The sequence below is a fragment of the Actinophytocola algeriensis genome (genome assembly GCF_014203735.1).
Taxonomy (GTDB): Bacteria; Actinomycetota; Actinomycetes; order Mycobacteriales; family Pseudonocardiaceae; genus Actinophytocola; species Actinophytocola algeriensis.
This window is the reverse complement of the sequence record NZ_JACHJQ010000009.1, coordinates 26,981-46,348: the sequence shown is the minus strand read 5'-3', so window position 1 is coordinate 46,348 and position 19,368 is coordinate 26,981. Positions and strand designations below refer to the sequence as shown.

Genomic DNA, 19,368 nt, shown 5'->3' with positions numbered 1-19,368 from the left:
CAACGATGAAATGGAGTGGACAGGGGGAGGACTTCGTGGCACCCATCCGCGTCCCGCCGGAGATGTTCCGGTTCACCAGCGGGGACCGCGCGGGTCTCTACGTCGCGGTTCTCCACGCGTTCGGCGAGGCCAATGAGCGCCTCGAAACGGCGCTCGGGTTGGACGACGTGCGAGCGCGCCTCCGGTCCGTCGGCTGGCTCGAGGCGATCGACGACGACGATCTCGCGTCGGCACTGGGTCAGCTACGCGACTGGAACCTCGTCGACGTCACGCAGAACCACGCGGAGAACTACCGCACCGCGAGCGAGTACGAGCGCCGCAACCTCCAGTACTCCCTCACCAGGCAAGGGGAAGCGGCGTTCGCCGGTGTCCTGCACGCCTTGACCGTCCTGTCGTCCAGCGGAGCGCTCCAGACAGCTGTGCTCGACGCGATCGCGGACCGTCTCGGTGACCTCGGCAACCTCCTCGATGAGGACACCGGCGGCGATCGCCGGATCTTCAGCACGCTCATGGAACTGGAGGGACATCTCGACGCCCTGCGCGCCAACACCAAACAGTTCAACGGTGAGCTGCAGCGGTTGCTGCGGGCGGACGGCGCGGAGCTGTCGACCTTCCACGAGGTCAAGGCCGCCACTGTGGCCTATCTTCAGGAGTTCCTCACGAACCTGGACCAGCGCACGTACACGATCGAGACCCGGATTCGCCGGGTGGCGGGACACGGCGTCAGCCTGCTGCACCACCGAGCGCTACTGGGCGCCGAGCTACCGCGACTCGCAGGCGAGGATCCGGGACCGGAATGGCTCGCGCACCGCCACGCCCGCTGGGAAGGGCTGCGCGCCTGGTTCGCGCCGGAAGACGGCATGCGTCCCCGGGTCGAGCAGCTGCACCTGGTGGCCCGGCGCGCGATCATCACCTTGTTGCAGGTGCTCGACCGCATCACCGAGTCACGACGGCGGGCCAGCAGCGCGGTGGCCGATTTCCGTGAGCTGGCAAGGTGGTTCACCGTCCTGCCCGCACAGGACGACCTCCACCGGCTGTGGTCGACGGCGTTCGGGCTCGGCCCGGCGCGGCACGCGCACCTCGGGCACCCGGATCCGGAACTGGTCAGCACCTCGGCGAGCTGGTCGGAGACGCCACCGGTGGAAGTGTCGGCGTTGCTGCGATCGTCCGGCAGAACCGAGCGGTTCAGCCGGACCGGGCGCGTGCGCGACGTCGACGCGATCAAGGCCGCCCGCGCGGAACAGGCACGGGACGAACGCGCTCAGCTCGAGGCCGCGTGGAACCTGCTCGACACCGGCGGGCCACTACGCCTGTCAGGCTTCGGCCGCCTCGAACACAGTGCGTTCGAGCGTCTCCTCGAACTGCTCGGCCGAGCTCTCGCGAGCAGTCCGACATCGGGCACCCGGCGTGCCACCACGACGGACGGGAAAGTCGAGATCATCCTGCGCCCGCCGGTGGACGACGCGATCGCGCACCTCACGACGCCCCACGGCCGGTTCAGCGGGCCGGACTACGAGATCGAGATCCGCGCGTTCGGGAACCGGCACCTGCGGAAGGCCGCTCGATGAGCAACCTGTCCAACCAGCTGGTGATCGCGGAGCGGGACGAGGTCGCCAGGGGCATCCGGATCATGCTGGCGAGTCCGCTCGTCCACGAACGCGGCGCCCCGGAGTCGTTCGATCTCATACGACGTCGCCGGGAGCCGATCAGGAAGTGGTTCGACTACTACTGCGGCTGGACCCTGGTCGTCGAGCCGCGGCAGGGTTACGCGCGGCTGGCCAAGGTCCGCCCGATGGCCGACGCGAGTCGCCCGCCACGCAGGCACCGGTCCGGGCGGGCGCCGTTCGACCGGCGCCGCTACGTCCTGCTGTGCGTGGCGGCCGCGGAACTGTTGAGCGTCCCGGTGACGACCATCGGGCTGCTCGCCGACCGGATGACCCGTGCCACGACGACCGATCCGGTGCTCGTGGACTTCGACACGTCGGCACGCGGCGAGCGCATGGCCTTCGTGGACGCGCTGCGCATGCTGGAGCACCTCGGCGCCATCGAGGTGCTCGACGGCGCCACCGAATCCTTTGTGGACTCGACAGAGGCCAAGGTCCTCTACCGGGTCGACGCCACGTTGCTCATGCGCCTGCTGGCCGCGCCGACCGGGGTCTCCCAGCTGGCCATCCCTGTCGACGAGGTCCCGGCCCGGTTCGAGGAGCTGCTGTCGGCGGTCTCGCGGGAACGGCGGTACGGAGCCGCGGCGGAGCACGCTTCGGGCACCCCACCGGTCTCGGAGGTCCAGCGCAACCTGTGGCTGCGGCACTCGATCTTCCGCAGGCTCGTCGACGACCCGGTCGTCCACCTCGACGACCTGACCGAGGACGAGCGCGCCTACCTCAACTCGCCGACCGGACGCCGGCTGCTGCGGCGGGCGGCCGACGAGGGTGGTTTCCTGGTCGAGGAACGAGCCGAGGGCGTGTTGTTCGTCGACCAGGACGGCATCGCCACGGACAGCCGGTTCCCCGACGACGGCAACAACGCCAAGGTGGCTGCCCTGCTCCTGCTGGACGGCATCGGCCCGGTGACGACGACCGAGCAGCTCCGCGTGTCCGCGGCCGCGCTGCTGGCCCGGTTTCCCTCGTGGGCCAAGGGATACCGCGGCGACAACGGCACGCACGCGCTCGTGACCGACGCACTGGAGGTGCTGCGCGGGTTCGGTCTCGTCCGGGTCACCGACGGGCGGGTGCACCCGTTGCCCGCGGCGGCGCGGTACGCCGTGGGCACCACGAGGAGCAGCGACTCCGGGGAGGACACGCCGTGACCGTCACCGAACTGCCCCGGCACACGACCGAGCCACCGGAGCCCCGGGCCGCCCGCTGGCTCCCGTCCCGCGCGGGCATCCTCAACGTCTGGCGGTACTACGACGAGGTGTTCGAGTTCCACCAGGGCAGGCTGCTGCTGCGGGGCCCGAACGGGACCGGCAAGTCCAAGGCGCTGGAACTGTTGCTGCCGTTCCTGTTCGACGCGAACCTGCGGGCGAACCGGCTGTCGACGTTCGGCACCGGCGAGCGCACGATGCACTGGAACCTCATGGGTGAAGGGGCGTCCGGCACGACGCGGGTCGGGTACGCGTGGCTGGAGTTCCACCTCGCAGGCGAGTGGTTCAGCTGTGGCGCACGACTGCAGGCGAGCAACCACACCACCACGGTGCACGCCGACTACTTCACGACGACCCTGCGGATCGGTACCCCGGACGGCCTGTCGCTCGTCACCGAGGCGGGCACCCCGCTCACCAGGAACGCACTCGAGCAGGCTCTCGGCGAGCACGGCGTGCTCCACCCGAACGCGACCGAGTACCGGTCCGCCGTCCGCACGACCCTCTTCCCGGGACTGAGCGAGCAACGCTACGACGCGCTGATCACCGCGCTCCTTCAGCTACGCACCCCCAAACTGTCGCAGCGGCTGGACCCGTCGCTGCTGTCCACACTGCTCTCCCGTGCGCTGCCACCGCTGGGGCAGCAGGAAGTGGCCGACCTGGCCGAGGGTTTCGAGCGGCTCGACCGGCAGCGGGAACGACTGGCCAAACTGGACGATGAGGTCGCCGCCGCCCGCGGTCTCGCGGCCAGGCAACGCACCTACGCGCAGCGGGTCCTGCGCGCGGCGTCGGCCGCGCTGATCTCCGCGACCACCGACCTGGACAACCTCACCAAGTCGGCGCGCCGCTCCGCCGACGAGCACGAACGCGTGGCGACCGACAAGGCCGCCACCGAGACGCTCGTCGAGACCCTCGTCCACCAGGAGGAAGAGACCAAGGCACGGATCGATGGGCTCGTCGAGAGCGAGGCCTACCAGCAGGGCCGGGAGCTGGACCAGCTCAGGCAGCGCACGACCGAGGCGGAGGTGCGCGCGACGTCCGTCCGCGCCGACGCGGCAGGCAAGCGCGGGCAGGCCGGCGACGACGCCGAGAACGCCGCGACCGCGGAGAACCACGTGGCCGCACGGCAACACACCGTGGCGGCACGCGCGGACGACACCCGCCAGGCCGCGACCCGGGCCAGGCTCGCGAGCGTCCACGGCGAGGTGGCCGCGAGTCTGGACACCGGTCCCGAACGGTCCCGCCCGCTCCTCCGGGCGGCGGTCAAGGGGCGGCTGAGCCAGATCACGGCGGTGCGGCAGGCACTCGACACACACGAGAAGGCGGTGGACCGGCGTCGGCAGGCCGAAGAGGACCTCGACGACGCACGCACCGACCTCACCGACGCGGAGGAGAACCGGGCCGAGGCCGCCGACGCGTACGAACAGGAGCTCGACCGGCTCACCGGCGCACTCCTCGAGTGGGCCGCAGCATGCCGGGAACTGCGATTCGGCGACCTCGACGTGTTCACCGATCTGGTCGAGAACGAGACCGCGCTCGTCGAACACGTCGAGTCCGTCGCCGAGGCGGTGCGCGCCGACCTGGTGCGCGAGGAGACCGTCGTGGCGACGGAACGCACGGCGGCGCAGGCCGAGCGGGTTCGTCTCTCAGCGGAACTGGACAGCCTCGCCGGTCAGCGGGACCTACCGCCGGAGGCACCACCGACGCGCACGACAGACCGCGCCACCATGGTCGGCGCTCCCCTGTGGCGGCTGATCCGCTTCGCCGACGAGGTACCAGAGGCCACCCAGACCGGCGTCGAAGCCGCTCTGCAGTCGGCCGGTTTGCTGGACGCCTGGGTCGGTGCGACCGGAGCCGTGGCAGGCAACGACGTCTTCGCCGAGCCGGACGCCGTCCCCGCCGCACCTGGGCGGTCCCTGTCGGACGTCGTGGTGCCCGAGGTGGACACACCCGTGCCGGTGGCCGTCGTGACACGGCTTCTCGCGGCGATCGCCTACGGCGAGCGGACTCCGGACGAACACCTGGTCGCCATCGGCGCGGACGGTGGCTGGCGACTGGCGAACCTGCGCGGCAGCTGGCGGAAGTCCCACGCCGAGTACATCGGCGCGGTGGCCAGGGAACGGGCCAGGGAACGCCGTGCGCGTGAGCTGCGCAGGCTGATCGCCGAGGCCGACGACGTGCTGAGCGGACTGGTGACGCGCCAGGTCGCGATCGACGCACGCCGCGGAATACTCGCGAGCGAGCGGAAGTCCCGGCCCGCCCATGCCACGACCATGGACGCACGGGACGCGCTGACTCGCGCGGAGTCCGTCGTGGGCGCCGCCAACGGGGCCGTCCGGAAGCGGCTGGACACGTTGTCCCGAAGGGAAAGCGAGGCGACCGCCGCCCTGCACGCCCTCACGGTCGTCGCGGCCGAGCACGGTCTTCCCACGGAACGGGCCGCGCTCAGCACCCATGAACAGGCCGTGGACGGCTTCCGGGAACAGGCCGAGCTGTGGCTCGACGGCCACCGCGACCTGGTCGCGGCCCGCGGTGCCGCCCGCGACGCCGCGCAGCGAGCCAGCCGGTCGGACGCGACCGCCACGCAGCGGGAGGAAGAGGCCGAGGACGCCGAGAGCACACATCGCCGGCTCGCGGCGAAGCTCGACGCGATCGAGCACACGGTCGGGGTGGACTACCGGGAGGTGCTCGCCGACCTCTCCGCACTGCGCGGGCGGTTGTCCCGGGCCAGCAAGGAAATCGGCACCGCACGGACTAGGGTCACGACGCTCGCCGAGCGGTTGGGCGTGCTCGCGGAACGGAGCAAGGCCGACGCCGCGGCCCGGGATGACGCGACCGCGGTCCGCGACACCGCGGCCCGCCGTTTCCGGCACCTCGCGACCACGAGCTTCCCCGAGGACAGCGCGTTCGGCGAGCTCGACCGGTTCACCGCTACGCTCGCCGGGTCCGAGGGAGTGCGTGCCGCACTGGACACCGCACGACTGGTCGCCGCGGCCTGGCCGACGGTCCCGCACGAGCCGAACAACCTCGGCGACGCCCTGCACCGGCTCTCCGAGTCGGTCCACGAGTGCCGCACGGCGCTGTCCGCACGCGCCGACCTCGACCTCGAGACCGACGAGGACGTCCAGGTGTTCACCGCCATGGTCGACGGAGTCCGGGTCGGCGCGGCCGAGCTGCTGACGATCCTGAAGGAGGACGCCGAGCAGAGCAGGCTCGACATCACAGACCGCGAACGGCAGCTGTTCGACCAGACCCTGACCGGCGACACCCGTCGCCACCTCGCGGCACGCATCCGCCAGGCAGGCGAACTGGTGGACGCGATGAACGCCCGGCTGGAACGGGTGCGGACGGCGTCGAACGTGGCGGTCCGGCTCGTCTGGCAGATCGCACCCGACCTGCCGACGGGCACCAAAGCCGCGCGGGACCTGCTCCTCAAAGACCCGGTCCGGCTGACCGACGCGGACCGTGAGTCCCTGCACCAGTTCTTCCGGGAGCGCATCGAACAGGCGAAAGCCGACGACACCGCGGCGAGCTGGGAACAGCAACTGGCGCAGGTGTTCGACTACACGGCCTGGCACAGGTTCGATGTCAAGGTGGACCGCGCGAACGGCCTGGGTTGGCAGTTGCTCACGAAGAAACTGCACGGCGCGCTTTCCGGCGGTGAGAAGGCCATCGCGCTGCACCTGCCGCTGTTCGCCGCCGTCGCGGCGCACTACCACGCGGTACCGACGGCACCCAGGATCATCCTGCTCGACGAGGTGTTCGTCGGCGTCGACAGCAACAACCGGGGGCAGGTGTTCGCGCTGCTTTCCGCACTGGACCTGGACCTGCTGCTGACGTCGGACCACGAGTGGTGCACCTACCCCGAACTGAGCGGCGTCGCGATCCACCAACTGATCACCGGCGACGACGGCGACGACGCGGTCACCACGGCACGATTCGTGTGGAACGGCCAGGACGTTGTTCCCGACGAAGGCTGAACCACCGGAGACGGGCCCGGCCGAGGAATGTGGTACGCAACCGGGATGGTGTTGAACGACCTTCAGCGAGAACTGCGTGCGTTCGCCGCCGAGCGCGACTGGCAGCGATTCCACACCCCCAAGAACCTCGTCATGGCGCTCGCCGGAGAGGCCGGCGGCTGGTGGAGCTTTTCCAGTGGCTCACTCCCGATGAGTCGGCTGCCGTCATGACGACCGAGAGGCAGGCGGAACGGGTCCGTGAGGAGGTCGCGGACGTCTTCGCCTACCTGCTGCAACTCGCCGACCATCTCGATATCGATCTCGCCGGGGCCCTGCGGGAGAAGGTCCGCCGGAACGAGCAGCGCTACCCGGTGGCACTCGCCAAGGGGCGGGCGGACAAGTACGACCAGATACACGCAGACGAGACCTAGCAGGGCCCGAGATACACGCCACGCTATCCAGCCTGTGGTCTGATAGGTCTCCGCCGACTTATCATCTACACCTGCCAGGGACTCGAGTACGACTACGCGGGTGTCATCCTCGGACCGGACTTCGTCCGCCGCGAAGGTCGATGGGTCGGCGCCCGTAACGCTCCAAAGACCCGGCGATGCAAGGAGAAATCACTCCGGCCGAGTACGCCCGGCTCGCCGCCAACATCTACTACGTCCTCGCGAGCCGGGGAACTCGCGGGTGCCGCCTGTACTAGACAGACGAGCAGACACAGGAGTACCTCACCAGCCTTCTCGGTCCGGCCCGATAGGACTTGTCAGGACGTGAGCGCCTTCGTGATCGCCTGGGCGTCGAACGTGCTCGGGTCGAACTCAGCCGAGCTGTCGAGACCCAGCCACTCCATTGTGCTGACGTGATCCGGGTGCGCAGTATCAGCGAGTATCTCCAGCATGCCGGCGTAGGACCAGACGCCGCCACTGTCCTCGGGCGGCGCGGCGCGGCGGCCACCGGTGCAGCGCGGGTAGGTCACCGACTCGTCCGGGTCGAGCACCTTCTCCACGAGGATCTCGTGCCGCCAGTCGTCTCCGAAGTCGTACACGTAGGTGATCTTCGATCGTGCGGCAGGCAGCACCTGGGCCAGCGAGACCTCGTCGGCAGGCCGGTGCCGCAGTTCGGCGTCGGCGATCCCGAAGTCGCCGTACGGGGTCTCGAAGACGTGCAGGTGGCTGCCGTCCCAGCCGAACGCGACCTGGATGATCAGGTGCAGCCGGTCCAGGGTGACGTCGGCGGGCACCTCCAACCGCCGCCAGATCGGCGGCTTCGCGCCCTTCAGACCCACCTTGAGCTGGTACACCTGCGCTGGTCCGACCGGTATCGGCGGCAACGGCTCCAGCCACGCGTCCAGCAGGCTCGGCAACGACGTCAACGACTCCTCGTGCGGAGGCTTGGGCTTGCCGGATTCGGGCAGCACACGCAGCCGCGCCCGGAGCAGCATCGCCAGTGGGTAGTAGTCCGGCAGACCGTCCTCGTCGAACGGCATCTCCCCCGCGTCGTGCAACGCCCGCGCGTCGAGGGCGCACTCGACCTGCCAACGCCACTCCGCCGGGTCGAGCCGCTCCTCGCTGACGGCTCCGAAGGACTGCCGCACGATCTCCACCGCCTCCGGCAGCCCCTCGGCATCGAGCAGTTCGACGTTCACCGCGGCACCGCAGTCGGTGTGGTCGACGCCGACCACGAAGGTGTGCGCCCGCCCAGCGCGATCGAAGGTGCCGAGCAACATCGCCCCAGCGCCATCAGGGTCGGCGAACCGCCAGCAGTCCCCGGCTGTCACCGGCGTGGTCAGCTCAGCGGCCCAGCCGGGCGGTTCGACCCCGGTGTCGACCATCCGCCGCGCGGCGTCCGCCGCGGCCGTCGCCGCACGGCCGCCACAGACCGAGCCGAGCGCGAGCAACATGATCAGGGCCCGGCTGTCGTTCCGCGACTCGAATTCGGGCACGAACCCGCCGGCCAGCGCGTCCTCGTACTCCTCACCGGCCATCTCGCACATGGCGACGAAGAGCGCAGCACCGAACTCGGCCGCGATCGGATCAGCAGGCGAGGCGTCGTCCGCGACATCGGCGAGGATCCCGTCGACCAGCTCGGACAGCTCGACCGGCGGACCGGCGCAGGCCGGACAGTCACACGGCTCGGTGTCGGTCACCAGACTGATAGGCGCGGGCCGCCCACCGGACTTGTTGCGCTTCTTGGACTTCCGTCCACGACTCACCGGGCTCATCGCAACGATTATGCCCACGCATCAGATCCCCCGGGAACCGGGGCAGATGTGTCCCCAAGCCCCGCACGGTCTCTCCTGGCCTCAGCTTTCCTCACAGCCGGACTGGTCGGACTTGAGAGTCCCATTCTGAGAAAGAGACGCCGATGAGTCGCCTCGCACTGGCACTGGCCCTCGCCCTCGCCCTCGCCCTCGCCCTCGCCATGACGCTCACGACAGGTTGTGGGGACGCCTCCACCTCCTCGCCACGTTCCGGTGTCGCGTCAACGGCCCCGCGATCCTCGGTCACGTGGATGACGGAGTTCTGCACCGTGGTCGGCGACCTACGCACGTCGTTGTGGAGCAGCGCGGACGGTGGCACCGGCGCATTACGAGTCCGCTTAGAGTCGCAACTCGACGCAGCTTCGAAGGCATTGGCGACGACCATGTCCCAGTTGGAGTCATTGCCGGAGACCCCACCTTCCGGTGGTTCGACAGCGGTGTCCACCCTGGCCGGCAAACTGAGCGATCTTCACGACGACACGGTCGACGGACGAAGGACACTGACGGCATTACCGCCGGAGGCGACCGAGGCTGATACCGGCCGTGTGGTGGGGACCGTCTGGCCAAAGGTCGCCTCAGTGGCCGGTGACCCGTTGGCCGACGTCGAACTCACCGATGCGATGAAGGCAGGCGCATCCGACCGGTCGTGCCGATCGCTACCCGGCCTACGGTAACGATGTCCCACGACGGGTGTCATCCTGTGGACTTGTGGCATGTCGGGCTGGGCGCATCGGCGGTTCGAGCGTCAGAGGACCTGGTTGCCGTACATCTCGCCAAGGGGGTCGGCGATCAGTTCGATGCGGGCACCATCGGGGTCCTGGAAGTAGACCGAGACCTCGCTGTGCACCACGTGGTCCACGCCTGCTTCCTTCAGGCGCGCCACCAGTTCGTCCCACAGGGCCGGGTCCACCGAGATCGCCACGTGGTGCAGGCCGCCCAGCACCTCCTTGTACGGGCCCACGTCCAGGCCTGGGAAGTCGAAGAAGGCCAGCAGGTTGCCGTTGCCGATGTCGAAGAAGAAGTGGGACGAACCTTCGTAGTCGCGGTTCTCGATCAGTTCCGTGAGCGGGAAGCCCAGCAGGCCCTGGTAGAAGTTGATCGTCCGCTCGACATCGCTCGAGATCAGGGCTGTGTGGTGCAGGCCGCGTGCTGTGGTGGCCGGGCGGTCTTCGTTCAGGTACTTGTCGCGTAGTTCTTCTCGGGTAGTCATGTCCGAATCCCTTCTCAGCTGATGGTGGCGTGCATTTCCCAGACCAGGAGTTCCGCGGGTTCCACCGCGGTGACCCGCTGGCCGCCGGTCGCGGTGAAGCGGGCCGCGTCGCCCGGGGCCAGGGTGCCGGTGCCCTCCAGGGTCACGGTTCCCCTCGGTACGAACAGGTGCAGCAGCGGGGCGTCCGGCAGCTGGACGCTCTGGCCCGGCGCCAGCCTTGCCGCGTACAGCGCCGCGTACTTGTTGTGGATGCGGATCGCCGACTCGTGCTTGTCCATTCCGGACGCCACCGGGACCAGGCCGCCCGCCAGCAGTTCGTGGTCGATCTCCCGCTGTTCGTAGCCCGGTTTGATGCCCGGCTCGTCCGGGAGCACCCACATCTGTACGAAGTGGACCGGCTCCGGGTCGTTCTTCATGCGCCACGTGTCGTTCTTCTCCGAGTGGAGGATGCCGGTGCCCGCGCTCATGCGTTGCGCCAGACCCGGGTAGATCACGCCCGAATGTCCCTCCGAGTCCTGGTGCACCAGTGCGCCACCGAGTACCCAGGTCACGATCTCCATGTCCTGGTGCGGGTGGGTGTCGAACCCGGTCCCCGGCTCGACGATGTCGTCGTTGTTCACGAGCAGCACGCCGTGGTGGGTGTTGGCGTCGTCGAAATGGCCGCCGAACGAGAACGAGTGCTTGGAGTCCAGCCAGTCGATCTTGGTGGTGAAGCGGTCGTCTGCTCGGCGGACGTCGATCTTCGGGTGGTTCATGCCGCCTCCTGCGGATGTCTTCTGCGCAAGACAGTAGCTCGCCAATCTCTTCTGCGCAAGATAACTCTACGCGAGATTATTCCAAGCGAGCTTCTTTCGCTACAGTGACCGCATGGACGACGACGAGATCGTGAGCTGGTGGGGCCTGGTCATCGAGGGCTACTACGCCACCCACAACCAGCTCATGAGCGGGATCGAGGAGCAGGTCGGGCTCGCTCCCGGCGCGTTCGACATCGTCATCCGCCTGCTCCGCTCCCCCGATCACCGGCTGCCGATGACGCGTCTCGCCAAGGAGGCGGCGCTGTCCAGCGGCGGGTTCACCAAGGTCGCCGACCGGCTCGTCGCGGCCGACCTGATTCGCCGGGAACCGAGCGAGACCGACCGGCGCGTCACGTTCGCCGTGCTCACCGACCACGGGCGCGGCGTGGCCGAGCGCGCCCGCAAGGCCTGCGCGGACATCCTCCGGGAGCGACTGCTCGGGCCACTGGGTGCCGAGCGGTGCGTGACGCTGGCCGAGACGATGCGGGACCTGCGCACCGCCAACGGCTAGGAGTGCCGACCACGCGCGCGGTCGACCAGCAGGGCCTCCCGGGTCGTCGATCTTCGGTCGTGAGCCCGTTCGGAGCAGTGAAAAGGCTCCGTTACGCGCCTTTATGTGGGTTATTTACCTGCAAGACCTTGAATGTGCGCCTTGGTGTCGTACATATCGCACCTATGCCCCTGCGAAGAAGAACCTTCCTGCTGGGCGGTCTTGCCGGAGCCGGCGCCGGTCTGATCGCCTTCAGCTCCGCCTCTTCCGCTGCCACCTACCCGTTCGCACTCGGTGTCGCCTCCGGCGAACCGGCCGCGGACGGGTTTGTCATCTGGACCCGCCTCGCCCCGAACCCGCTCAACCTCGACGGGTTCGGCGGTATGCCGGACCAGCCGGTCAGCGTCGAATGGCAGGTCGCGAACGACGAGTACTTCCGTGACGTCGTCGCGAACGGTGCTGTTACAGCTGTACGGGCATCCGCGCACAGCGTGCACGTCGAGGTCACCGGCCTGGTCCCGGGTCGGGTGTATTGGTACCGCTTCCGCGCCAACGGCCACACTTCGCAAGTCGGTCGTACTCGTACCGCGCCCGCAGTCGACACCTCCCCCGCGCTCACGATGCTGTTCGCGTCGTGCGCCCACTACGCCTCCGGCTACTACACCGCGTACCGGCGGATGGCCGAGGAGAACCCCGACCTGATCCTGCACCTCGGTGACTACATCTACGAGTCCGGCGCGTCCGACGTCCGCGCCCACCTGCCCGCCAAGGAGATCACCGGTCTCGCCGACTACCGGGTACGGCACGCGCAGTACCGCAGCGACGTCGACCTGCAGGCCGCACACCACGTCGCGCCCTGGGTGGTGGTCTGGGACGACCACGAGGTCGAGAACAACTACGCCGCGATGGTCCGCGAGAACGACAGCCCGTCCGGCGACTTCCGCGCCCGGCGCGAGGCGGCGTACAAGGCGTACTACGAGCACATGCCGTTGCGGTCGGCGCAGCTGCCGTCGGCGGAGAACCTCCAGCTGTACCGGCGTCTGCGGTGGGGCAGCCTCGCCACGCTGCACATGCTCGACACCCGCCAGTACCGCATGGACCAGGCGTGCAACGACGGTTCGAAGGTGTGCCCGGCGGCCGACGACCCGGCCCGCACGATCACCGGCGCCGCCCAGGAGTCGTGGCTGCTGGACGGACTCGGCCAGCGCCTCGGCACGTGGGACCTGATCGGACAACAGGTGTTCTTCGCGCAGCGCCTCAACAACGCGGAGGGCGCGCGGAGCATGGACGCGTGGGACGGCTACACCGCCAACCGCAAGCGCATCCAGGACGGCTGGCAGGCCAGAGGCAACACCAGCACGGTCGTGCTCACCGGCGACGTGCACAAGCACTGGGCCGCCAACCTCATGAACAACTACACGTCGCAGGACAAGATCGTCGGCACCGAGCTGGTGACCACGTCGATCACCTCCGGCGGCGACGGCAACGCGGCCGACGACGGCACGTCGAGCCGCAACCCGCACGTCAAGTTCAACAAGAACCAACGCGGCTACGTCCGCACGAGGATCACGCCGACGCAGATGAACGTCGACTTCCGCGTGCTCGACAAGGTCACCGTCCGAGACCACCCGATCAAGACCGCGAAGAGCTACTTGGTCCAGGCCGGCAACCCGGGCCTCCAGAACCCGTGAACAGGGGTGTGTTCATGAGACACGTCATCATCCCGGTGCTGGTGGTCGCCCTCGGACTGCTGACCGCTCCCCTCGCCACGGCGGACGGGACGCTCACCTGGGCCAGGGTCAACACGACGGCCGCCGGCGACCAGGACAACTCGTCGGTCGCGGTGTCCCGCACCGGCTACACGGCGGTGGTGTGGGAGGACGACCGCGACACCACAGCCCCGAACGACAGTGTGCACACCGAGGTGTTCATACGGCTGTATCGCGACGGCACCTCGCTGTACGAGAAGAAGGTGTCCACGGGCGGCACGGGGAACTGGCGGCACGTCCAGCCCGACGTGGCGGTCCGCGACGACGGCAGCGCGGTGGTCGTGTTCGCCGAGGATCCGGACGGCAACGGGTACTACCAGATCAGGGTCCTGACGTTCAACGCCGCGGGCACGCAGACCGGCTCGACAGTGGCCAACGCGACCGCCGCGGGTCAGCAGGTCAACCCCGAGGTCGCCGCCGACCCCGACGGAGCGGGCTTCGCGGTCGTGTTCGAGGACGAGCAGACGGATGCCGAACCGACGGTCCGCCTGTCCGGCTTCGCGTCGGTCACGTCGAAGAGCTACGAGATCCGCGTGCACGCCGCGGGCGGCACCAACCGCCACCCGGACGTCGCGATGGGCGCGGCAGGCAACGCGATCGTCGTGTGGGACGAGGACATCGACGCCAACGGGTACTACAACGTCGGTCTTGCGAGCTTCACCCCGAGCGGTGCCGTGAAGATCGCCAAACGTGTGGCGAACCAGGCCACCGGCGACCAGCAGCGGAACGCGACGGTGGCCGCGAACTTCAACGGCGACTTCGTGGTGGGCTGGGAAACCGATCACCAGGGAGCGGACCAGATCGGCGTACGTTCCTTCACCGCAACGGGTACAGCGCCTGCCGAGGTGTTCCTCCCGGGCAACGACCCACAGGTGGGCCTGGACGACCAGCGTTACGCGGTGGCGTACTGGACCCTCGGCGACGACGTGTACCTGCGGGGACTCAACCCGGACGGCACCGGCGCGGGCCGCCAGCCACAGGTGCGGGCCAACCCGTCCGCCACGGGCCGGCAGAACCAGCCGGCCTTGGCGGTCAGCCCGTACGGCCACATCACGATGACCTACAGCGACGACGCGGACGGCGACGACTTCGATGAGGTGAACGTCGGCACGGGACTGATCAACAGCACGTGGTGACAAGTTATCCACAGCACACCCGGTTATCCACAACCAAGATCGACAACCCGGGGCCGTCCCACCCAGCCGGTAGAATGGCAAGGCGGGACGCCCCCGGGTTCGGGTGGGGGTTGCGTACTGGCCGGTTCGGCGAATGTCGCGGGTCAAATGGCTGTGGGATCACGATCGCCGGTGGATCACGTTGCCTCGCGCAGTTCGCGGAACGCGGCGGCCAGCGCATCCGCCTGGTAGTGCGCGTTGAGGCCGCTCGGGTTCGGCAGCACCCACAACCGCGACGCGGCAATCCGCTCCACCTGCGGCCCGACCGTCGCCTTCGGCCGGTCGAACGCCGTCCGGTACGCCGAAATACCCACCACCGCCACGAATGTGGGCGTGTACCGGGCAGCCAGCTCCGTCAACCTCAGCGCCCCAGCACGGAGTTCCTCACGGGTCAGCTCGTCGGCGCGCGCCGTCGCACGCGCGACGATGTTCGTGACACCGAGCCCGTACGTCGGCAGCTCGTCCTGTTCGGACGGGTGCAGCAGGCGCGGCGTGAACCCGGAGTTGTGCAACGCGGGCCAGAACCTGTTGCCCGGCCTGGCGAAGTGGTGCCCGGTCGCCGCCGAGTACAGCCCCGGGTTGATCCCGCAGAACAGCACCGACAACCCCGGCCCCACCACGTCGGGCAGGGTCCTGGCACGTGCGGCGGCCAATTCGGCCGCGGTCGGCCTCATGTCCTCCAGCGTACGGATCACCATGACGACCTTGCCCCGCCACGCTAGGCGTGGCGCACCTGCTCACCACTCCTTCGCGCTGGACATGAGCACGTCACGGGCCCGCGCGATGTGCGGCTCGGCGAACGCACCGGCGCGCACGGCCAGGTAGATGGTGTTTGTCGGCAGCTCACCGTCCCCGCGGACGATCAGCTCGCGCAGCGCACCGGTCGCCAGCTCGTTCTCGCACAGGTACCTGGGCAGAACAGTCGCCCCGGCACCCGCGACGGTCGCCGCGAGCACCGCGCGCAAGTCAGGCACCACGACGACGGCACGTCCCGGCGGCAGTGCCTTGTAGACCGTCTTCCAGTACCGGCGGATCAGCGGCAGGTCCTCCGCATACGCCACCCAGGGCGCGTCCCCGAGCACGCCGGCCCCGTCCGGGTAGTACCAGCGCGGCGCCGCGACGATGGTGAGCTCCTCCTCGTACAGCGCCGCGGTCAGGATGCCGCGCATCCGCGGTCGCGCTCCGGCGATCACCAGGTCGAGGCCGCCTTTGGCCAGCTGGTCGAGCAGATCGTCCGGCATCCCGAAGGTGACGCGCAGCGCGGTGTCGGGCAGCTCGACCAGCGCGGGCAGGGCTTTCAGCGTCATGAACTCGGCTGGCCCGCCGACGTGCAGCGACACCTTGCCGCCGACGAAGTCGCCGAGCGCGGCGGTCAGGTCGTCGAGCGGCCCGGCGAGCCTGCCTGCGAGGTCCTCACCGGCCGCGGTGGTGGTGACCCCGCGGGCGTGGCGGTGGAAGAGCGGCTTGCCGACGTTCTTCTCCAGCACCTTGAGCTGGGCGGTGACGGCGGGCTGGGACAGGTCGAGGAGCTGCGCGGCGGCGGTGACCGACCCGGCGCGGTGCACCGCGAGAAAGGTCCTGAGCAGGTCAAGTGAAGTCATCAGAAAACTGATAATACAGCCCAATAGTTCTATTGGTGCTCGATGCCTCTCGCCTGCCATCCTTGGCTCATGAACGCAATCCTGCTGGCCCTGACCAGCCACGACGACCTCGGCGGACTCCGCAAGACCGGCTTCTACGTACCCGAGGCCGCGCACCCGTGGCGGCTGTTCCGCAACGCCGGTTTCGCGGTGGACCTGGTGAGCGTCGAAGGCGGCCGCCCACCGATGGACGGCTTCGACCCGGAGGACGCCACCCAGCGCGACTTCATCAAGCTGCCGGACCTGGCAACGACCCCACGAGCGATGGAGACCGACGCGGTGGGCTACGACGCGATCTTCTACGTGGGCGGCCACGGCACCATGTGGGACTTCCCGAACGACGAAGGCCTCGCCCGCCTGGGCCGCGACATCTACGAGGGCGGCGGTGTGGTGGCAGCGGTCTGCCACGGCCCGGCGGCGCTGCTGAACCTGACCCTGTCCGACGGCACTTATCTGGTGGAAGGCAAGGAAGTCTCCGCGTTCACGAACACGGAGGAGGAGGCGGTCGGTCTGGCAGGCGTCGTTCCGTTCCTCCTGCAGTCAACGCTCGATGAACGAGGCGCGAAGCATGTCTCGGCGCCTGACTTCGAAAGCCAGGTCTCGGTGTCCGAGCGGCTGGTCACCGGCCAGAACCCCGCGTCCGCCACCCGGGTCGCAGAGGAGGTGGTGCGTTTGCTGAGGGCACGTCGCTGATCTCCGAGAACCGCGACTGCGCCCTGTCTCACCGTCCATCTGTCCGTCGTCGGGCCTGTCCCTCGTCCGACCGCCCTGCCCCACCGATTCGTCATCTGCCCGCCCTCGTCCAGCAGTCCCTCAATCAACTTGTCGCTGGTCGCCGTCCCACATCCACCTAACCCAGGTCCGCCCGCCTATCGCACATCCGTTCCGCCCGCGCCCGCGGTCCCAGGTCTGCCAGTCCGCGTCCGCGCCTTCCAACTGTCCGCCCCAGTCGATCTCGCCAAGTCCGGTCTGCCGCCGTCGACCGTGTCTGGCCCCATGACCTCGTCCGGCACCAACCCATCAATCCACGCCCAAAGGGGGCCTCTGTACGTCCACAGACCACCGTCCGACCGTCCCGACCCCGAAAGAGGTGATGTTTCACGAACCAACGCGACACGCGGTTGACGTTTCGCCAGTGCGCCGAGCCCGGCTGTGTTTCGATCGACGGCGACCAGCCAGTCCAGCCGACGTTCGGAACCGCATGTCCGCCTTGCTCTTCGGTTTGCTCTCGCTCCCCTTCTACCTCCTGATGCTGTGGCCGCTGGTTGTGGCGTCGCGGCGGGTGCTTGGGGTGCGGATCAGAACCGTGCGGGCGCTGATCGGTGCCGCGGTCGGATGGGTCGTGGCGGGGCGGATGCTCACCTGGCTGTTCCCGAGCGTCCACGAGTCACCCGGGCTGTTCGCGGGGCTGCTCATCCCGGTCGCGGGATGTGCGTTCCTGGGGACGCTGACGTTCCTGTTCCTCGCCGAGATGGCGTTTCCCAGCGGTGGTGGGCTGGGGTTCGTCGGGCGGTTGCGGTCGATCCGGCGCCGGATGGCTCGAGCGCGTCGGTACTCGCAGGTCAGCCGGATCGCGGTGAAGCACGGCATCGGGCCGTACCTCGGTGGCGGACGCGCCGCCGACGGCACTCGCCACACGGTGCTCGCACGTTCCCTGCGCAAGGCGCTGGAGGACGGCGGGGTGACGTTCGTGAAGCTCGGCCAGGTCCTTTCGACGCGACCGGATCTGTTGCCGCCCGCGTTCATCGATGAGCTCAGCAAGCTGCAGGACCAGGTCGCCCCGGTTCCGTTCGATCGCGTCGAACAGGAACTGGAAGACGAGCTGGGCCGGCCGGTGGCCGAGGTGTTCGCGGAGTTCGACCGGGAACCGCTGGCCTCCGCGTCCATCGCGCAGGTGTACCGGGCGCGGCTGCACAACGGCGACGACGTCGTGGTGAAGGTCCGCCGGCCGGGCATCGACCGGGTGGTGGACCGGGACCTCGACATCGTCTACCGGGTCGCGCGGTCGCTGCAGCTGCGGGCGGCGTGGGCACGGTCGCTCGGGGTGGTCGACCTCGCCGACGGGTTCGCCGCCGCGCTCACCGAGGAGCTCGACTTCCGGGTCGAGGCACGCAACATCGCAGCGGTGAGTGCGGTCGACAGCGGAGCGGACATCGCACTGCCGGCCGTCCACAGTGAACTGTCGAGCGAGCGTGTCCTGGTGATGCGACGCCTCGACGGCACACCGGTGCGCACCGGGATCGGCGACGTGGCGGACGACCGCCGTGACGACCTGGCACGGGCGCTGCTCGACTGCGTGTTGCGACAAGTGCTACTGCACGGCGTGTTCCACGCGGATCCACACCCGGGCAACGTGTTGCTCCTCGCCGACGGCAAGCTGGGCCTGCTCGACTTCGGCTCGGTCGGCCGCCTCGACGCGACACTGCGCGGCGGCCTGCGCAACCTGCTCGCGGCCATCGACCGAGGCGACCCGGCGGGCCTGCGCGACGGACTCCTGGAGATCGTCGACCGCCCGGACGAGATCGACGAACAACGGCTCGAACGTGCGCTGGGTGCGCTCATGGCGAAGCACCTGTCGCACGGACAGGCACCGGACATCGACATGTTCACGGACCTGTTCCGCGTCGTGGCCGAGTTCCGGCTGTCGATCCCACCGGCGATCGCGGCGGTGTTCCGTGCACTGGCGACGGTCGAGGGCACGCTGGGTCTGCTGTCCCCGGGCTTCAACATCCTGGTGGCGTCGCGGGCGTTCGCGAACAAGCTGATAGGCGAACAGCTGCAGCCGGAGTCGTTGCGCCGCACCGCGACCGAGGAACTGATGTCACTGCTGCCGGTGCTGCGCAGGATCCCGCGGCGCATCGACCGGGTGACGTCCGCCCTCGAACAGGGCCGCCTGTCGGTGAACATCCGCCTGTTCGCCGACGAACGCGACCGCGCGGTGGTCACCGGCATGCTGCACGAGTTGCTGCTCGCGTTCACCGGCACGGCGACGGGTGTCATGGCGGTGCTGCTGCTGGCGAGCACTGGCGGGCCGCGCGTGAGCCCGGAGCTGACGCTGAACCAGCTGTTCGGCTACAACCTGCTGGTCGTGAGCGCCCTACTGGGCCTGCGGCTGCTGTTCGTCGTGTTCCGCTTACAACGCAACGTCACCGGCAAAACCCACGGCTCGACCTGACCCAGGACGCCGCCGGGACGTTCTGGGGAG

General features: G+C 69.0%; 14 protein-coding genes and 2 pseudogenes. 11 read left to right on the top strand and 5 right to left on the bottom strand.

Features of this window, described 5'->3' with window-relative positions; genetic code table 11:
• The first annotated feature begins 62 nt into the window (after positions 1–62).
• The 5 genes and pseudogenes from FHR82_RS36170 to FHR82_RS48120 all read left to right on the top strand — a co-directional run.
• Positions 63–1,568, top strand: a complete 1,506-nt coding sequence (locus FHR82_RS36170) for a TIGR02677 family protein (RefSeq protein ID WP_221464765.1) — start codon at positions 63–65, stop codon at positions 1,566–1,568.
• Positions 1,565–2,809, top strand: a complete 1,245-nt coding sequence (locus tag FHR82_RS36165; protein ID WP_184815148.1) for a TIGR02678 family protein — start codon at positions 1,565–1,567, stop codon at positions 2,807–2,809. Before FHR82_RS36170 ends, FHR82_RS36165 begins: the two co-directional genes overlap by 4 nt.
• A complete protein-coding gene (locus FHR82_RS36160; RefSeq protein ID WP_184815147.1) occupies positions 2,806–6,843 on the top strand; it encodes a TIGR02680 family protein in 4,038 nt (1,345 codons plus the stop codon). The genes FHR82_RS36165 and FHR82_RS36160 overlap by 4 nt, the downstream gene beginning before the upstream one ends.
• A 45-nt stretch (positions 6,844–6,888) precedes the next feature.
• Positions 6,889–7,253: pseudogene (locus tag FHR82_RS36155) on the top strand (nucleotide pyrophosphohydrolase).
• Positions 7,254–7,292: 39 nt separating this feature from the next.
• A pseudogene (locus tag FHR82_RS48120) lies at positions 7,293–7,385 on the top strand (DNA/RNA helicase domain-containing protein); the annotation flags it as partial.
• Positions 7,386–7,588: 203 nt separating this feature from the next.
• On the opposite strand, the gene FHR82_RS36145 reads toward FHR82_RS48120, so the two are convergent.
• Positions 7,589–9,046 carry a plasmid pRiA4b ORF-3 family protein gene (locus FHR82_RS36145; RefSeq protein WP_184815146.1) on the bottom strand — a complete coding sequence of 486 codons (1,458 nt, stop codon included), beginning with the start codon at positions 9,044–9,046 and terminating at the stop codon, positions 7,589–7,591.
• A gap of 290 nt (positions 9,047–9,336) precedes the next feature.
• Between FHR82_RS36145 and FHR82_RS36140 the strand changes: the two genes are divergently transcribed.
• Positions 9,337–9,759, top strand: coding sequence for a hypothetical protein (locus FHR82_RS36140; RefSeq protein ID WP_184815145.1), 423 nt, complete (start codon positions 9,337–9,339; stop codon positions 9,757–9,759).
• Between the two features lie 71 nt (positions 9,760–9,830).
• On the opposite strand, the gene FHR82_RS36135 is transcribed toward FHR82_RS36140, so the two are convergent.
• Positions 9,831–10,295, bottom strand: coding sequence for a VOC family protein (locus tag FHR82_RS36135; protein ID WP_184815144.1), 465 nt, complete (start codon positions 10,293–10,295; stop codon positions 9,831–9,833).
• A gap of 14 nt (positions 10,296–10,309) precedes the next feature.
• Entirely contained in the window at positions 10,310–11,050 is a 741-nt protein-coding gene (locus FHR82_RS36130; protein ID WP_184815143.1) for a pirin family protein, read from the bottom strand.
• Between the two features lie 112 nt (positions 11,051–11,162).
• On the opposite strand from FHR82_RS36130, the gene FHR82_RS36125 reads away from it, so the two are divergent.
• From FHR82_RS36125 to FHR82_RS36115, 3 genes are all read left to right on the top strand, one after another.
• Positions 11,163–11,600, top strand: a complete 438-nt coding sequence (locus tag FHR82_RS36125) for a MarR family winged helix-turn-helix transcriptional regulator (protein WP_184815142.1) — start codon at positions 11,163–11,165, stop codon at positions 11,598–11,600.
• A 164-nt stretch (positions 11,601–11,764) separates the two neighbouring features.
• Complete coding sequence (locus tag FHR82_RS36120; RefSeq protein WP_184815141.1) at positions 11,765–13,270, top strand: alkaline phosphatase D family protein; 1,506 nt, start codon at positions 11,765–11,767, stop codon at positions 13,268–13,270.
• A 14-nt stretch (positions 13,271–13,284) separates the two neighbouring features.
• Positions 13,285–14,484, top strand: coding sequence for a hypothetical protein (locus tag FHR82_RS36115; RefSeq protein WP_184815140.1), 1,200 nt, complete (start codon positions 13,285–13,287; stop codon positions 14,482–14,484).
• 176 nt (positions 14,485–14,660) lie between these two features.
• Here FHR82_RS36115 and mug read toward each other — a convergent pair whose 3' ends face one another.
• Positions 14,661–15,197 carry a G/U mismatch-specific DNA glycosylase gene (mug, locus tag FHR82_RS36110; protein WP_221464743.1) on the bottom strand — a complete coding sequence of 179 codons (537 nt, stop codon included), beginning with the start codon at positions 15,195–15,197 and terminating at the stop codon, positions 14,661–14,663.
• Between the two features lie 63 nt (positions 15,198–15,260).
• Positions 15,261–16,124, bottom strand: a complete 864-nt coding sequence (locus tag FHR82_RS36105; RefSeq protein ID WP_184815138.1) for a LysR family transcriptional regulator — start codon at positions 16,122–16,124, stop codon at positions 15,261–15,263.
• Positions 16,125–16,193: 69 nt separating this feature from the next.
• Here FHR82_RS36105 and FHR82_RS36100 point away from each other — a divergent pair, with 69 nt between their 5' ends.
• Positions 16,194–16,856 (top strand): type 1 glutamine amidotransferase domain-containing protein, encoded by a 663-nt coding sequence (locus FHR82_RS36100; protein ID WP_184815137.1) that lies wholly within the window; start codon positions 16,194–16,196, stop codon positions 16,854–16,856.
• Between the two features lie 508 nt (positions 16,857–17,364).
• A complete protein-coding gene (locus tag FHR82_RS36095) occupies positions 17,365–19,338 on the top strand; it encodes an ABC1 kinase family protein (RefSeq protein ID WP_184815136.1) in 1,974 nt (657 codons plus the stop codon).
• Positions 19,339–19,368 lie beyond the last annotated feature (30 nt).

Excerpts from the sequence above, each read along its gene's own strand:
- FHR82_RS36170 (WP_221464765.1), top strand. The coding sequence starts at position 63 with ATGTTCCGGTTCACCAGCGGGGACCGCGCGGGTCTCTACGTCGCGGTT.
- FHR82_RS36165 (WP_184815148.1), top strand. The coding sequence starts at position 1,565 with ATGAGCAACCTGTCCAACCAGCTGGTGATCGCGGAGCGGGACGAGGTC.
- FHR82_RS36145 (WP_184815146.1), bottom strand. The coding sequence starts at position 9,046 with ATGAGCCCGGTGAGTCGTGGACGGAAGTCCAAGAAGCGCAACAAGTCC.
- FHR82_RS36140 (WP_184815145.1), top strand. The coding sequence starts at position 9,337 with ATGACGGAGTTCTGCACCGTGGTCGGCGACCTACGCACGTCGTTGTGG.
- FHR82_RS36135 (WP_184815144.1), bottom strand. The coding sequence starts at position 10,295 with ATGACTACCCGAGAAGAACTACGCGACAAGTACCTGAACGAAGACCGC.
- FHR82_RS36130 (WP_184815143.1), bottom strand. The coding sequence starts at position 11,050 with ATGAACCACCCGAAGATCGACGTCCGCCGAGCAGACGACCGCTTCACC.
- FHR82_RS36125 (WP_184815142.1), top strand. The coding sequence starts at position 11,163 with ATGGACGACGACGAGATCGTGAGCTGGTGGGGCCTGGTCATCGAGGGC.
- FHR82_RS36120 (WP_184815141.1), top strand. The coding sequence starts at position 11,765 with ATGCCCCTGCGAAGAAGAACCTTCCTGCTGGGCGGTCTTGCCGGAGCC.
- FHR82_RS36115 (WP_184815140.1), top strand. The coding sequence starts at position 13,285 with ATGAGACACGTCATCATCCCGGTGCTGGTGGTCGCCCTCGGACTGCTG.
- mug (WP_221464743.1), bottom strand. The coding sequence starts at position 15,197 with ATGAGGCCGACCGCGGCCGAATTGGCCGCCGCACGTGCCAGGACCCTG.
- FHR82_RS36105 (WP_184815138.1), bottom strand. The coding sequence starts at position 16,124 with ATGACTTCACTTGACCTGCTCAGGACCTTTCTCGCGGTGCACCGCGCC.
- FHR82_RS36100 (WP_184815137.1), top strand. The coding sequence starts at position 16,194 with ATGAACGCAATCCTGCTGGCCCTGACCAGCCACGACGACCTCGGCGGA.
- FHR82_RS36095 (WP_184815136.1), top strand. The coding sequence starts at position 17,365 with ATGTCCGCCTTGCTCTTCGGTTTGCTCTCGCTCCCCTTCTACCTCCTG.